General features: G+C 72.5%; 15 protein-coding genes. 7 read left to right on the top strand and 8 right to left on the bottom strand.

Annotated features, from left to right (window positions below; all coding sequences use genetic code 11):
• Window positions 1-120 precede the first annotated feature (120 nt).
• Together rsgA and aroA are read right to left on the bottom strand one after the other, a co-directional pair.
• Window positions 121-1,101, bottom strand: coding sequence for a ribosome small subunit-dependent GTPase A (rsgA, locus tag AC0NZQ_RS21485; RefSeq protein WP_474532161.1), 981 nt, complete (start codon window positions 1,099-1,101; stop codon window positions 121-123).
• Window positions 1,102-1,104: 3 nt separating this feature from the next.
• A complete protein-coding gene (gene aroA / locus AC0NZQ_RS21480) occupies window positions 1,105-2,364 on the bottom strand; it encodes a 3-phosphoshikimate 1-carboxyvinyltransferase (RefSeq protein ID WP_474532160.1) in 1,260 nt (419 codons plus the stop codon).
• A 31-nt stretch (window positions 2,365-2,395) separates the two neighbouring features.
• Here aroA and AC0NZQ_RS21475 point away from each other — a divergent pair, with 31 nt between their 5' ends.
• Both AC0NZQ_RS21475 and AC0NZQ_RS21470 read left to right on the top strand, forming a co-directional pair.
• Window positions 2,396-3,151: an SOS response-associated peptidase gene (locus tag AC0NZQ_RS21475; protein WP_474532159.1), complete on the top strand. Its 756-nt coding sequence runs from the start codon at window positions 2,396-2,398 to the stop codon at window positions 3,149-3,151.
• Between the two features lie 22 nt (window positions 3,152-3,173).
• Complete coding sequence (locus AC0NZQ_RS21470; RefSeq protein WP_474532158.1) at window positions 3,174-3,764, top strand: alpha/beta hydrolase family protein; 591 nt, start codon at window positions 3,174-3,176, stop codon at window positions 3,762-3,764.
• Here AC0NZQ_RS21470 and AC0NZQ_RS21465 read toward each other — a convergent pair.
• The 3 genes from AC0NZQ_RS21465 to AC0NZQ_RS21455 all read right to left on the bottom strand — a co-directional run bounded on the left by AC0NZQ_RS21465 (window position 3,748) and on the right by AC0NZQ_RS21455 (window position 6,740).
• On the bottom strand, window positions 3,748-4,650 hold the full coding sequence (locus AC0NZQ_RS21465) for an alpha/beta hydrolase (RefSeq protein WP_474532157.1): 903 nt from the start codon (window positions 4,648-4,650) through the stop codon (window positions 3,748-3,750). The genes AC0NZQ_RS21470 and AC0NZQ_RS21465 overlap by 17 nt on opposite strands.
• Window positions 4,647-5,825: an MFS transporter gene (locus tag AC0NZQ_RS21460; protein ID WP_474532156.1), complete on the bottom strand. Its 1,179-nt coding sequence runs from the start codon at window positions 5,823-5,825 to the stop codon at window positions 4,647-4,649. The genes AC0NZQ_RS21465 and AC0NZQ_RS21460 overlap by 4 nt, the downstream gene beginning before the upstream one ends.
• A gap of 78 nt (window positions 5,826-5,903) precedes the next feature.
• Window positions 5,904-6,740 (bottom strand): helix-turn-helix transcriptional regulator, encoded by an 837-nt coding sequence (locus AC0NZQ_RS21455; RefSeq protein WP_474532155.1) that lies wholly within the window; start codon window positions 6,738-6,740, stop codon window positions 5,904-5,906.
• A gap of 94 nt (window positions 6,741-6,834) precedes the next feature.
• On the opposite strand from AC0NZQ_RS21455, the gene AC0NZQ_RS21450 reads away from it, so the two are divergent.
• Complete coding sequence (locus tag AC0NZQ_RS21450) at window positions 6,835-8,523, top strand: AMP-binding protein (RefSeq protein ID WP_474532154.1); 1,689 nt, start codon at window positions 6,835-6,837, stop codon at window positions 8,521-8,523.
• An 87-nt stretch (window positions 8,524-8,610) separates the two neighbouring features.
• On the opposite strand, the gene ybaK is transcribed toward AC0NZQ_RS21450, so the two are convergent.
• Window positions 8,611-9,087: a Cys-tRNA(Pro) deacylase gene (ybaK, locus tag AC0NZQ_RS21445; RefSeq protein ID WP_474532153.1), complete on the bottom strand. Its 477-nt coding sequence runs from the start codon at window positions 9,085-9,087 to the stop codon at window positions 8,611-8,613.
• A gap of 74 nt (window positions 9,088-9,161) precedes the next feature.
• Here ybaK and AC0NZQ_RS21440 point away from each other — a divergent pair, with 74 nt between their 5' ends.
• Complete coding sequence (locus AC0NZQ_RS21440) at window positions 9,162-9,803, top strand: sigma-70 family RNA polymerase sigma factor (RefSeq protein ID WP_474532165.1); 642 nt, start codon at window positions 9,162-9,164, stop codon at window positions 9,801-9,803.
• Window positions 9,803-10,078 carry a mycothiol system anti-sigma-R factor gene (gene rsrA / locus AC0NZQ_RS21435; RefSeq protein ID WP_474532152.1) on the top strand — a complete coding sequence of 92 codons (276 nt, stop codon included), beginning with the start codon at window positions 9,803-9,805 and terminating at the stop codon, window positions 10,076-10,078. The genes AC0NZQ_RS21440 and rsrA overlap by 1 nt, the downstream gene beginning before the upstream one ends.
• Here rsrA and AC0NZQ_RS21430 read toward each other — a convergent pair.
• On the bottom strand, window positions 10,075-11,034 hold the full coding sequence (locus AC0NZQ_RS21430) for a D-alanyl-D-alanine carboxypeptidase family protein (RefSeq protein ID WP_474532151.1): 960 nt from the start codon (window positions 11,032-11,034) through the stop codon (window positions 10,075-10,077). The two genes, rsrA and AC0NZQ_RS21430, sit on opposite strands and share 4 nt — an antisense overlap.
• Window positions 11,035-11,145: 111 nt before the next feature.
• Here AC0NZQ_RS21430 and AC0NZQ_RS21425 point away from each other — a divergent pair, with 111 nt between their 5' ends.
• Both AC0NZQ_RS21425 and AC0NZQ_RS21420 read left to right on the top strand, forming a co-directional pair.
• Window positions 11,146-11,805 carry a response regulator transcription factor gene (locus tag AC0NZQ_RS21425; RefSeq protein ID WP_474532150.1) on the top strand — a complete coding sequence of 220 codons (660 nt, stop codon included), beginning with the start codon at window positions 11,146-11,148 and terminating at the stop codon, window positions 11,803-11,805.
• Window positions 11,806-11,810: 5 nt separating this feature from the next.
• The gene (locus AC0NZQ_RS21420) at window positions 11,811-12,899 is read left to right on the top strand and encodes a sensor histidine kinase (protein ID WP_474532149.1); all 1,089 of its coding nucleotides are present in this window, start codon (window positions 11,811-11,813) and stop codon (window positions 12,897-12,899) included.
• Here AC0NZQ_RS21420 and AC0NZQ_RS21415 read toward each other — a convergent pair.
• Window positions 12,885-13,358: a nucleotide exchange factor GrpE gene (locus AC0NZQ_RS21415; RefSeq protein WP_474532148.1), complete on the bottom strand. Its 474-nt coding sequence runs from the start codon at window positions 13,356-13,358 to the stop codon at window positions 12,885-12,887. The two genes, AC0NZQ_RS21420 and AC0NZQ_RS21415, sit on opposite strands and share 15 nt — an antisense overlap.
• Between the last annotated feature and the right edge of the window lie 27 nt (window positions 13,359-13,385).

Here is a 13,385-nt window from a genome sequence, read left to right as displayed (position 1 = left end):
GAAGGCCTCCGGTCAGTGAAGCGGTTCCTAGACAGCTCCACTTCACAACCGGAGGCCTTCGCCTGTCTCAACGACAGGCCGATATCAACTCACCGGTGACAACGTCCCCGGGCATCACACCTAGCGCGAGACCAGCAGCTGCCGGAAGGCGGCCAGCCTCGGCGGTGTCGAGTGCCCCTCGGCCACCCAGGCGTCGAGGTGGCAGCCGATCTCGGCCGACGTGTGCTCGCAGCCGGGCGGGCACTGGGTGGCGCCGTCCTCGAGGTCGGGGAAGGCCCAGAGCAGATCGTCGGCGGTGACGTGCGCGAGCCCGAACGACCGCACGCCGGGGGTGTCGATGACCCAGCCGTCGCGTTCGGGGAGCTCGAGGGCCACCGCCGAGGACGAGGTGTGTCGTCCCTTGCCGATCGCGCTGACCGACCCGGTGGCCCGGTCGGCGGTGGGGACCAGGGCGTTGATGAGCGTCGACTTGCCGACGCCGGAGTGGCCGACCAGCACCGACTCGTGCCCGCGGAGCAGGGCGCGCAGCTCGTCCAGCGGGTCCCCGCGTCGGGTGACGACGGCGGGGACGTCGAGCGCGGCGTAGTGATGGATGACTGCGTCGGCGGAGGCGAGATCTGCCTTGGTGAGGCACAGCACCGGCTCGATGCCCTCGGTGAGGGCGGCGATGAGGCAGCGGTCGATGAAGCCGTACGAGGGCCCCGGATCGGCGAGGGCCGTGACGATCAGGAGCTGGTCGGCGTTGGCGACGATGACCCGCTCGTGGGGGTCGTTGTCGTCCGCGGTGCGGCGCAGCACCGTCTCCCGCTCGTCGAGGCGGACGATGCGGGCGAGGGCGTCGGGACCGCCGGAGAGGTCCCCGACGACGCCCACGCTGTCCCCGACCACCATGGCGGCGCGGCCCAGCTCGCGGGCCCGCATCGCGGTGACGTCTGTGTCACCCACCCGCACGCCGTAGCGACCCCGGTCGACGGCGAAGACGGTCCCGGTCAGAGCGTCGTCGTGGGACGGCCGCTGCTTGGACCGGGGCCGCGTGCCCCGCGGGTTGGCCCGGGAGCGGACGTCGTCCTCGTCCCACCGGCTGGTGTCGCGCCGAGCCACGTGTCAGGCGCCCAGCATGGCCGACCAGAGCCCGTCGAAGTCGGGCAGCGTCTTGGTGGTGCAGGCGATGTCGTCAACGGTCATGCCGGGGACCATCAGACCCAGCACCGCACCCGCCGTCGCCATGCGGTGATCGGCGTAGGCGTGCCAGGTGCCGCCGGTGAGCGGTCGGGGCTCGATCGTCAGGCCGTCCGCGTTCTCGGTGACCGCGCAGCCGAGGGCGGTGAGCTCGTCGTGCAGTGCTCGCAGCCGATCGGTCTCGTGGCCGCGCAGATGCGCGATTCCGCGCAAAGTCGACGGTGTGGACGCCAGCGCCGCGACCGCCGCGATGGTCGGCGTCAGCTCGCCCACGTCACCCAGGTCGGCCGTCAACCCGCGCACGGTACCGGTGCCCCGCAGCGTCAGGCCGCGGCCGTCCAGCGTGAGGTCCCCACCCATCTCGGCGAAGAGGTGGCGCAGCGCGTCCCCGGCCTGGGTGGTGCTCGTCGGCCACGCCGGGATGGTCACCTCGCCACTGGTGATCAGCGCGGCGGCGAGGAAGGGTGCCGCGTTGGAGAGATCCGGCTCGACCCGTTGATCGGTCCCCGCTATCGGCCCGGGGGCGACGACCCAGGTGCCCACCTCGGGAGTCGCCACGTCGACACCCGCGCGGCGCAGCACGTCCACCGTCATGTCCAGGTGGGGCTGAGAGGGGACGTTGCTCGCCCCGGAGTGGATCAGCTCGATGCCCTTGTCGTAGCGAGCGGCGGCGAGCAGCAGACCGCTGACGAACTGCGACGATGCCGAGGCGTCGATGCGGACCGTCCCGCCGGGGACCCCGCCGCGCCCGGAGACGGTGAAGGGGAGTCGACCGCGGCCGCCGTCGTCGACCTCGACGCCGACCTGCCGCAGCCCGTCCAGCAGGGTGGACATCGGCCGCTCGCGCGCGTACTCGTCGCCGTCGAAGCTGACGTCGCCGTCGGCCAGCCCCGCCAGCGGCGGCACGAACCGCATCACCGTCCCGGCCAGGCCGGTGTCGACCTCACCGCCGCGCAGCGGTCCGGGCGTGACCACCCAGTCCTCGCCGTCGTCGACGATCTCCGCGCCGAGCGAGCGGAGGGCGGCCGCCATGAGCAGGGTGTCGCGGGCCCGCAGCGGAGCGCGGAGCCGGGAGGGGGTGCCGGCGGCGGCTGCGAGCACCAGCAGCCTGTTGGTCAGCGACTTCGAGCCGGGCAGCGCCACGGTGGCTCGAACCGGCCCGGCTGCCGAGGGTGCGTCCCACATGACTCCAGTCTGCCGCACGGATACTGGACCCATGTGCGGGCGATATGTCTCGGTGAAGACCGATGGCGACCTGACCGACGAGTTCGACGCCGAGGACCACACCGACGGGCTCTGGCCCGAGGCGGACTTCAACATCGCGCCGACCAAACCGGTGCGGGTCGTGGTCAACCGGCCGCTGCGGGACGCCGACGGCAAGGCGGCGCCCGCGCCGACGCGGCAGCTGCGCGTGGTGTCGTGGGGGCTGGTGCCCTCCTGGGCCAAGGACCGCAAGACGCAGGGCCGCATGTTCAACGCCCGTGCCGAGTCGGTGGCCACCAGCGGTGCCTTCAAGAAGGCCTACGCCGCCCGCCGCTGTCTCGTCCCCGCCGACGGCTGGTACGAGTGGCGCAAGGTCGACGTCGCGGACGGCGTCCGGAAACAGCCCGTGCTGATGACGCCGCCGGACGGCCACTCGCTCGCCTTCGCCGGCCTCTACGAGTTCTGGCGCGACCCCGCCGACACGGCGGCGTCGACCCTCACCACCTGCACCATCATCACCACCGAGTCGACCGGCGTGCTGCACGAGATCCACGACCGGATGCCGCTGGTGCTGCCACGGGATGCCTGGGGACGCTGGCTCGACCCGGCCGAGAAGGATCCGGCGGAGCTGCTCGGACCGTGGGACGAGGCGCGGGGTGAGCAGCTGGAACTGCGTCCGGTCTCCACGCTGGTCAACAAGGTCGACAACAACGGCCCCGACCTGCTCGAGCGGGTCGAGCCCGAGGTCGAGGAGCAGCGGCTCTTCTGACGCCGCATGCGAGGCTGTCGGCGTGCACCTGGAGATCGCCGACGGGCACGTCGAGCTCGACCGGCCGCCACGGGCCCGGGCCCTGCTGCTGCTCACCCACGGCGCCGGCGGGGGAGTCGACACGGTCGACCTGCTCGCCATCCGGGACACCGCCGTCGCGGCCGGTGTCGCGGTCGCGCGGGTGCTGCAGCCCTACCGCGTCGCGGGACGCAAGACGCCGCCGCAGCCCGGCCCCCAGGACGCCGCGTGGCTCCCCATCGTCGCCGGCCTGCGGCGGCGCCGCGGCTTCGGCAGCCTGCCGCTCGTGCTGGGCGGCCGGTCGAATGGGGCACGCGTTGCCTGCCGCACCGCGACTATGACCGGGGCCGCCGGTGTCGTCGCGCTCGCCTTCCCGCTCCACCCGCCCGGCCGTCCCGAGAAGAGCAGGCTGCCCGAGCTGGATGCCGCCGGCGTCCCGACCCTTGTCGTCCAGGGGGAGCGGGACCCCTTCGGCATGCCCCCGCCCGGCGAGCAGCGTGAGGTGGTCGTCTTCGCTGCCGCCGACCACTCCCTCAAGCGCGAGCTGCCGCGGCTCGCCGAGACGGTGACACGCTTCGTCACAGCGTTGTCGTGAGCCAGGCAGCAAGATCCAACTGCAGCCGGACGGCGTCGTCGAGAACAGCGTCCATCCAGTAGAAGCCGTGGATCATGCCGGGGTAGTCGACCGCGGTGACCGGGACCCCGGCGGCCGTCAAGCACCGGGCGAACTGCCGTCCCTCGTCGCGGAGCACGTCGTGCTCCGCCGTCGCGACGAAGGTCGGCGGGAGACCTGCCGGGTCCTCGACGGCACCCGGCGCCGCGTAGCGGTCCGCCGCCGCGCCGGAGAGGTAGTGATCCCAGAACCAGCGCATGTCCGCGCGGGAGAGCCCTGCCCCGTCCGGGTCGTCGGAGGTCTCGCGCAGCAGCGCCGGGTAGAGCAGGGCCAGCGCGGCCGGCTGCGGCCGTCCGGCGTCGCGCAGCCGCAGCGACAGTCCGGCGGCCAGATTGCCGCCCGCGCTGTCGCCCACGACGGCGATCCGGTCGGGGTCGATGTCCAGCTCGGCGGCCCGGCTGCGCAGCCACTCGAAGGCGGCGACGCAGTCGTCGAGCGGCTGCGGGTAGGGGTGCTCGGGCGCCTTCTGGTAGTTCACCGTCACCACCACCATGCCGGTGTCGTCGGCGAGCGCCCGCGCCGGCTCGTCGCAGACGTCCAGGTTGCAGATGACCCAGCCGCTGCCATGGAGCATGAGGATCGCCGGCCCGGCCGGGGCCGCGGCCGCAGGCCGGTAGATGCGCACCGGCAGATCCGCCGTCGGTCCGCTGATGAAGCGGTGCTCGACCGCGGCGAGGCGGCGCGGCGGACGCTGCAACTGCAGGTACCCCCACCCGGCGGTGCGGGCGGCGGGGACGTCCAGGGCATGGATGGGGGCGACGTCGGCGGTGGCGGCCAGGTGGGCGGCGGCCTGCGGGTGGAGGGTCATGCCGACGCCCGTGCGGAGCCGGCGACGAGGACGAATCCGAGCAGGCAGAGCCCGGCGCCGGCCCATGCCGGTGCGGTGAGCCCGACATGCGACAGTGCGAAACCGCCGGCGGCGACGCCGATGGCGTTGCCGAGGTTGAAGGCGGCGATGTTGCCGGCCGACGCCATCACGGGGGCGCCGGTCGCGTGGGCCAGGGCTCGCAGCTGCAGTCCCGGCACGGTCGCGAACCCGACGAACCCCAGCACCGCGAGCAGGACGACGGTGAGGACCCGGCTGTTCGCGCCGAGGGCGTAGCAGCCGAGGATCACCGGCAGCGCGCCGGTGAGGGCGAGCAGGCTGCCGTGCAGCCAGCGATCGGCGAGCCGGCCCCCGACGAGGTTGCCGATCACCAGCCCGCCGCCGAAGACGACGAGCAGCCACGGCACGGTCGCCTCCCCGAACCCGGTCACCCTCGTGACGAGCGGCTCGACGTAGGTGAAGGCCCCGATGACGCCGCCGAAGACGGCCGCCGTGGTGAAGAGCGGCAGCAGCACGCGGCGGTCGGTGAGGACGGACAGCTGCGCCCGCACCGGAGCGTCGTCGCGGGCAGCCAGCGCCGGCACGGCGAGACGGACCGCGACGAGGGCGACGACGCCTACGACCGCGATCGACCAGAAGGTCGCCCGCCAGCTCAGCGTCTGCCCCACCCAGGTGCCGAGCGGGACGCCGAGGACGTTGGCGACGGTGAGGCCGGCGAACATGGCAGAGATGGCCTGCGCCCGGCGCTGCGGCGGCACCAGGTCACCGGCCACGACGGCACCGAGGCCGAAGAACCCACCGTGGCACAGCGCGGCGATGACCCGGCCGACCATCATCACGCCGTAGCCCGAGGCCGCCGCGGAGATGACGTTGCCGAGGACGAAGAGGGTGATGAAGACCAGCAGGGCGGTCCGCGGCGGGCGGTGGAGCAGCAGCGGGGTCAGGGCGAGGGCGCCGACGACAACGGCCAGGGCGTATCCCGTGACGAGCTGCCCGGCGGCGGAGACGCTGACGTCCAGGTCGTCGGCGAGCGGGGTCAGCAGGCCGGCGATGGCGAACTCGGTGAGGCCGATGCCGAAGGCGCCGAGGGCGAGCGCGGCAAGTGCCGGTCCTGCCCGGTGTCGGACCGCCACTTCGGGGGCCAGCAGGTGGGTCATGGGAGTTCCTCCTTGTTCTCGCGCAGGTTTTTGCGCATGCTTGCGCCAACCCCGGCGGACGGGGTCGGGCGTGGGGTCTCAGAGGGTGGTCGAGGCCAGCAGCGCGAGAGCGTCCGCCGCCGCACTACCGGGAACCGCGTGATGGGTCAGCAGCCGTTGGCCGGTGGCCTCGGCCAGGTGGAGCACCTCGTATTCGACGTCCAGTTCGCCGAGGCGGGGGTGCCGCATCAGCTTCGTGCCGGTGGTGCAGAGCTCCACCGGCTGCTGGCGCCACAGCGCGTCGAACTCACGGCTCTCGGCGCGCAGCGCGGCGATGGTGGCGGCGGCCCGCTCGTCGTCGGCGAACTGTCCGGCGACGAAGCGCAGCGACGCCACGGCCCTGGTCGCCTCCTGCGCCCAGTCCCGGTAGAGGCTGCGGACGGCCGGATCCACGAAGAGCAGGCGGGTCCAGTTGACGGTGCCGGTGGTCGGCGCGGCGAAGGGCAGGTGCGGCGCGACCAGGGCATGCCCGATGCGGTTCCAGGCCAGGACGTCCTGGTTGCGGGCCAGGAGCACGGTCGGGACGTCGGCCATGGCGTCGATCAGCCGCAGCGTCGGCATCCGGGCGACGTAGGGCTCGTCGGCCGGTGGCTGGACGCTGCCACCGCGGGCGAGGGCGAAGAGGTGAGCCCGCTCGGAGTCGTCGAGTCGAAGCGCCCGGGCCAGCGCGTCCAGCACGGCGTCGGAGGCGTTCGTGGCGTGGCCCTGCTCCAGCCGGGTGTAGTACGTCGTGGAGACGCCCGCCAGCTCGGCCAGCTCCTCGCGCCGCAGTCCGGTCACCCGGCGCGCGCCGTAGCTGGCGATGCCGGCTGCGGTGGGGTCGAGGGCCGCCCGCCGGGATCGCAGGAACTCGCCGAGACCGAGATCGTTCGTCACGCCTCCCAGTCTGCGGTCCGGGCTCCGGTCGTGCCTGCCCCTGCCAGTGACAGGCACGGGTGACTTCGCTCGTGGGTCGTGCCAGGGTCGAGCCATGAGCTCAGCCGCCGAACAACTGCGCACCGCCCGCGACTTCCTCCTCGCCCACCGAGACGACTACGACACCGCCAAGGCGGGCTTCGGCTGGCCCCGGCCGGAACACTTCAACTTCGCCCTCGACTGGTTCGACGGAGTCCTGGCCGCCGACCACCCCGACCGTCCTGCGCTGCGGCTCATCGAAGCCGACGGCAGCGAGGCGTCGTACACCTTCGCCGAGCTGTCGGCCCGGTCGGACCAGCTCGCGGGTTGGTTGCGCAGCCTGGGGGTGGCCCGCGGCATGCGCGTGCTGGTGTTGCTCGGCAACCAGGTCGAGCTGTGGGAGACCACGCTCGCGGCGATGAAGCTGGGCGCGGTCATGATCCCGGCCACCACCTTGCTCGCCGAGGCCGATCTGCGGGACCGTATCGAGCGCGGTCGTGTCGGCGCGGTGATCGCCCGCAGCGATGTCACCGCCGGGTTCGAGCAGGTGCCCGGCAGCTACCTGCGTATCGCGGTGGGCGAGCCGGTCGAGGGCTGGGCCCGATACGGCGATTCGTCGGTCAGCCTCGAGCCGTTCTCCCCGGACGTCGAGACGCGCGCGGACGACACCCTGCTGCTGTACTTCACCTCCGGCACGACCGCGCTGCCCAAGCTGGTCGAGCACACCCACACCAGCTACCCGATCGGGCACCTCTCGACGATGTACTGGCTGGGGCTGCAGCCGGGCGACGTCCACCTCAACGTCTCGAGTCCCGGCTGGGCCAAGCACGCGTGGTCCTGTGTCTTCGCGCCGTGGCTGGCGGGCGCCACCATCTGCCTCTACAACTACGCGCGCTTCGACGCCGCCGCGATGCTCGATACGCTCCGCGACGCCAAGGTGACGACGTTCTGCGCGCCGCCGACGGTGTGGCGGATGCTCGTCCAGCAGGATCTCGCCGCCTGGCGTGACGAGCTGTCGCTGCGGGAGCTCGCCGGCGCCGGCGAGCCGCTCAACCCCGAGGTGATCGCCGCCGTCGAGCGCGGTCTGGGCATCACCATCCGCGACGGCTTCGGCCAGACCGAGTCCTCGCTGCAGATCGGCAACCCGCCGGGTGCCGAGCTGAAGCCGGGGTCCATGGGACGTCCGATGCCGGGCTTCGAGATCGACCTCGTCGACCCCATCACCGGCGCCGTCGCCGACGAGGGGGAGATCTGCGTGGTCCTGGATCCGCGTCCCGTCGGCCTGATGGTCGGCTACCAGGGCGACGACGAGCGCAACGCCGACGCCTTCGCCGGCGGCAGGTACCACACCGGCGACGTCGCGAGCCGGGACACCGACGGCTACATCACCTACGTCGGTCGCGCCGACGACGTCTTCAAGGCCAGCGACTACCGCATCAGCCCCTTCGAGCTGGAGAGCGTCCTCATCGAGCACCCGGCCGTCGCCGAGGCGGCGGTGGTCCCGGCGCCGGACGAGGTCCGCCTCGCCGTCCCCAAGGCCTACGTCGTCCTCGTCGCCGGGACCGAGCCGAGCCGCGCGCTGGCCGGCGAGATCCTCGCGTTCTGTCGCGAGCACCTGGCCCCGTACAAGCGCATCCGTCGCCTCGAGTTCGCCGACCTCCCCAAGACGATCAGCGGCAAGATCCGCCGCGTCGAGCTGCGCGAGGCCGAGGCGGGGCGGACGGGGCGGAGCGAGACCGAGTACCGCGAGGACGACTTCACCTGACCCGCCCGCCCCGTGACCCCCTCCAGTTTTGGCGGCAGCCGCTCAGATACGAGCGCCTGCCGCCAAAACCGAGAGGGGGAGGCGGGGTCACCAGGCGGCGATGTCGGCGACCACCCCGCCGGTGGCTGCGACGAGGTCCGCCGGCGTCAGCTCCACCTGAAGTCCTCGCTTGCCGGCCGAGACGAAGACGGTGTCGAAGAGCTCGATCGTCTCGTCCAGGACCACTGGCAGCCGCGTCTTCTGTCCGATGGGCGAGATGCCGCCGACGACGTAGCCGGTGGCCCGCGCCGCGGCAGCCGGGTCACCCATCTCGGCCTTCTTGCCGCCGACGGCGGCGGCGAGCGCCTTCAGCGACAGCTTGCCGGCCACCGGGACGACCGCGCAGGTCAGCGCGCCGTCGACCGAGGCGATGAGGGTCTTGAAGATCCGCTCCGGCTCGATCCCGAGCGCCGCCGCGGCCTCGTCGCCGTAGGCCTCGGCGCGCGGGTCGTGCTCGTACGGATGCAGCGTGAAGGCGATGCCCGCACGCGTGAGCAGTGCCGTCGCAGGGGTCCCGGTGGCCATGTGCGGAAACGTACCGGCGGAATGACCGGAGACCGTCGCCTGTTGCACGAGGCATGGCTGCAGCGACGCTGGAGATGGCGCGCCCGTTACTCTCGACCTTCGACGTGAAGGAGTACCGGGTGGCGGAAGAGACGGTCGAGGCGCGACGCGCCCGCTTCGAGCGGGACGCGCTGCCCTTCCTCGATCAGCTGTACGCGGCGGCGATGCGCATGACGCGCAACCCGTCGGATGCCGAGGATCTCGTCCAGGAGACCTTCGTCAAGGCGTACGCGGCGTTTCACCAGTTCCAGGAGGGGACGAACCTCAAGGCCTGGCTGTACCGCATCCTGACGAACACCTTCATCAACAACTACCGCAAGAAGCAGCGGCAGCCGCAGGAGTCCGGCAACGAGGATGTCGAGGACTGGCAGCTCGCGCGGGCCGAGTCCCACACCTCGACCGGGCTGCGCAGCGCCGAGATGGAGGCGCTGGACCACCTCCCGGACTCCGACGTCAAGGAGGCGCTGCAGGCGCTGCCCGAGGACTTCCGCCTCGCGGTCTACCTCGCCGATGTCGAGGGCTTCGCGTACAAGGAGATCGCCGAGATCATGGGGACTCCGATCGGCACCGTCATGTCGCGCCTGCACCGCGGCCGCAAGCAGCTGCAGGGCCTGCTCGGCGACTACGCGCGCGACCGGGGACTCATCCGCAGCGGCGCGGCAGGGGGCGACGAGTGATGGACGGCTTCGACCTGGAACCGGGTGGCATCAACTGCGACGCCGTCCTGGCCGACGTGTACCTCTATCTCGACCACGAGGGCGATCCGCAGCTGCGTGATCGCATCCAGCGCCACCTCGACTCCTGCAGCCCGTGCCTCAAGCATGTCGGGCTGGAGCAGGACGTCCGGGCGCTGATCTCCCGGTGCTGCGGTGGCGACCGGGCCCCGGCGAGCCTGCACGAGCGGGTCCGGCTGCGGATCACCGAGGTCTCGGTCGAGCGGCGGGTCGACTAGCGCACGATCCGCGCCACGAGCTGCGCCGAGGCGTACAGCCCGGCGTCGACCAGGTTGTGCCCCGGTTGTCCCAGGACCACCCCGAGCACGACGACGCGGTGTCCGTTGACGCTCCGGTGTGCCCGGAACATGAAGCAGCCGCCTGCGGCGTCCATGGACCCGGTCTTGGTGCCGACGAAGCCGTCGCGTCCGAGCAGTGTGTCGGTGTTGTGGATGGTCCCCGCCACCGGGATCGACGCCGACCGGGTCCCCGCCAACGCGGTGAAGGTGCTGTCCCGGGCCACGACGCGCGCTAGCTTGAGCTGGTCGGCGGCGGTCGAGACCGTGGCCGGGTCGAAGCCGCTCGGGTCGGCGTAGTGCGTGTCGCGCATCCCCAGGGCCCGCGCCGTGGCGTTCATCCGGGCGACGAAGGCCGCCACGCTGCCCGCCACCCGCCGGGCGAGGAACTCGGCCATGTTGTTGGCCGACGGGAGCAGCAACGCCAGCAGGGCCTGCCGCTCGGAGAGCCATGTCCCGGCCCGGACCGGCACCAGTGACTGGTCCTGGTCGCGCTGCTGCGCGGTACGGCGCGCGTCCGCGTCGGTGATCTGCAGCGGGAAGCCGTCCCGGCCCGGTCGCAGCGGAGAGGCGAGCAGGACGAGGTGCGCCGTCATCACCTTCGCCACGCTGGCGATCGGCGCCGGTCGCTGCCGCGGCCCCACCAGCGCAGGCCCGTCACCCACCACGAGCGCCGCCTGTCCGCTCGCCGGCCAGCCGTCCGCGCCGAGATAGTCACGGCGGCTGTCGTCGGTGAGGTAGCGATACCCGGCGACGAGCGCGAGGCCGGTGACGATCGTCAGCACGATCGTGAGGACGACGAGGTTCCGCAGGCGGTGACGTCGTCGGCCCGAAGCCACGACGGTGGTCTGGCCGAAGACGGCGTGCGGCGTCTCCGAGGGCGTCAGGGTGGCGGTCATGACCTCGACAGTCGCGGACCGCCGTTATCGTCGGCATTCGCGCGCGGCTTACGGCGCGCTTATGACGCCGGTCCGACCATGATCGGATGGTCACCGACGGGAGGGACGATCGTGCGGGTCTTGCTGGCCGACGACGAGCAGTTGCTCGCCGACACCGTGGCGGACGGGCTGCGCAAGCTCGCCATGGCGGTGGACGTCTGCTACGACGGCGAGGCCGCCAGGGAACGCCTGGCCGTCAACGCCTACGACGTCGCCGTCCTCGACCGTGACATGCCCCGGGCCACCGGTGATGACGTCTGCCGGTGGTTGGTGCGCGAGCAGCTCGGCACCCGGGTGCTCATCCTCACCGCGGCGAGCGGGATCCGCGACCGGGTCGACGGGCTCGGTCTCGGCGCCGACGACTACCTGACCAAGCCTTTCGCCTTTGCCGAGCTCGCCGCCCGCATCCAGACGCTGGCCCGCCGCCCACCGACGGCCGCGGCGCCGGTGCTCGAACATGAGGGCGTCGTCGTGGACATCCCCCGTCACCGGGCCTTCCGCGACGGCCGCGTCCTGGACCTGACCCCCAAGGAGTTCGCCGTCCTCACCGTGCTGCTGCGTCACGCCGGCGCCGTGGTGAGCTCGGAGGAGCTGCTGGAGAAGGCCTGGGACGAGCATGCCGACCCGTTCACCAACGCGGTGCGGGTCGCGGTGATGACGCTGCGCAAGAAGCTGGGTGAGCCCGCCGTCCTGCACACCGTGCCGCGGGTCGGTTACCGGCTCGGGAACTGAGCGGCGTGGGCACCGTGCGCCGGCGCGCGCTCCTCGCCGTCCTCGCCGGCTTCCCGGTCGGTTGGGTCTACATCGACGTCGCCTGGCGGCTCGTCGCGGCGCTGCTCTACGCGCTCCGCGGATCGAACCCGAACGACATCGGCTGCGGCGGTGGGGTCGGCCAGCTCGTCGGATCGTTCAACGGCTGCAACAGCCTGAGCTACCGCACCGGGTACGCGATGGTCGAGCTCATCCTGGGCACGGTGATCGCGGTGCTCATCCTCGTGGCGCTGGCCCGCTGGGTGACGGCGCCACTGCGGCAGATGACCGACGCCGTGGAGCAGTTGGGGCCGGCGAATCTCGGACTCCGGTTGCGACGCCGGGGGCGAGCCTCGGACGAGACCCGCCGCCTCGGTGACGCCGTCGACCGGATGCTCGACCGGGTGTCGGAGGGTTACGAGGCGCAGCGGCGCTTCGCCTCCAACGCCTCCCACGAGCTGCGGACGCCGCTCGCGACGCAGCGTGCGCTGATCGAGGTCAGCCTGTCGGCCGCGCTGACGCCCGAGCAGCTGGAGCTGCTGACGCGGCAGCTGCTCGCCACCAACGAGCGGAACGAGAAGCTGATCGAGGGACTGCTGACCCTCGCCGAGACCGACCGGGGAACCGTCACCACCACCCGGTTGCGACTCGACCAGGTCACGGCGGAGGCGACGCAGCTGCTGCGCGCGTCCGCCCTGGAGCGCGGGCTCACGCTCGACATCGAGATGGCACCGGCCGGGATCGTCGGTGAGCAGGCCCTGGTGGAGCGGCTCGTCGCCAACCTGGTGCAGAACGCGATCAAGTACAACCAGCCGGGCGGACGGGTGGAGGTCCGCGTCCTGTCCCCGGCCGTCCTCGTCGTCGGCAACACCGGACCGGCGGTGCCGCCGGATCAGGTGGCGGGACTCTTCGAACCGTTCCGACGGCTCACCGGCGAGCGGCTGGACCACGGTGGCGGCGTCGGTTTGGGGCTCACCATCGTGCGGTCCATCGTCGCCGCGCACCACGGCGTCGTCTCGGCCCGCGCCAACCCCGGCGGCGGGCTCACCGTCGAGGTGCGGCTACCGCCCGCGTGACAGCTGCCGGACGACGACGCGCGCCGGGCGCACCGAGCGGCCCACGGCGGTCAGCGTCAGGCCCGGTGACCGCACCGACTCCACGCTGCGGTCCAGGGCAGGGTCCGTGGTGACCACGACGTCCGCGACCTCCATCGTCGCCGCGTCGAAGGCCGCACCTGGTGCGGGTGCGACCACGGTCCCGCCCCGCCCGGCCAGCACCCGCTCGAGCTGCCCGGCCAGGGCCGCGAAGGCGCGCCGGTCCTTGGCCGCCCGCGCCGTGGTGGCGCAGGCGGCCGCGTCGCGGTGCACCTCGAAGAGGTCCACCAGCAGCGCGACGTCGGCGCCCGCACGGTCGCGACCGTCACGCTCGCGAGCGTCGTCGACCAGCCGGTCCAGGGTCGCCGACTGCCGTGTCACGATCCGTCCGAGATCGGTGACGGCGTCGACCACGTCCTGCCAGGAGGGCTCTGCGTCCATCGGACGATCGTAGGAAGCCTCGGTAGT

This window comes from Jatrophihabitans sp. sgz311053 (assembly GCF_056135305.1).
Note: the sequence above shows the minus strand (reverse complement) of the source record. Positions and strands in the feature narration are given on the sequence as shown.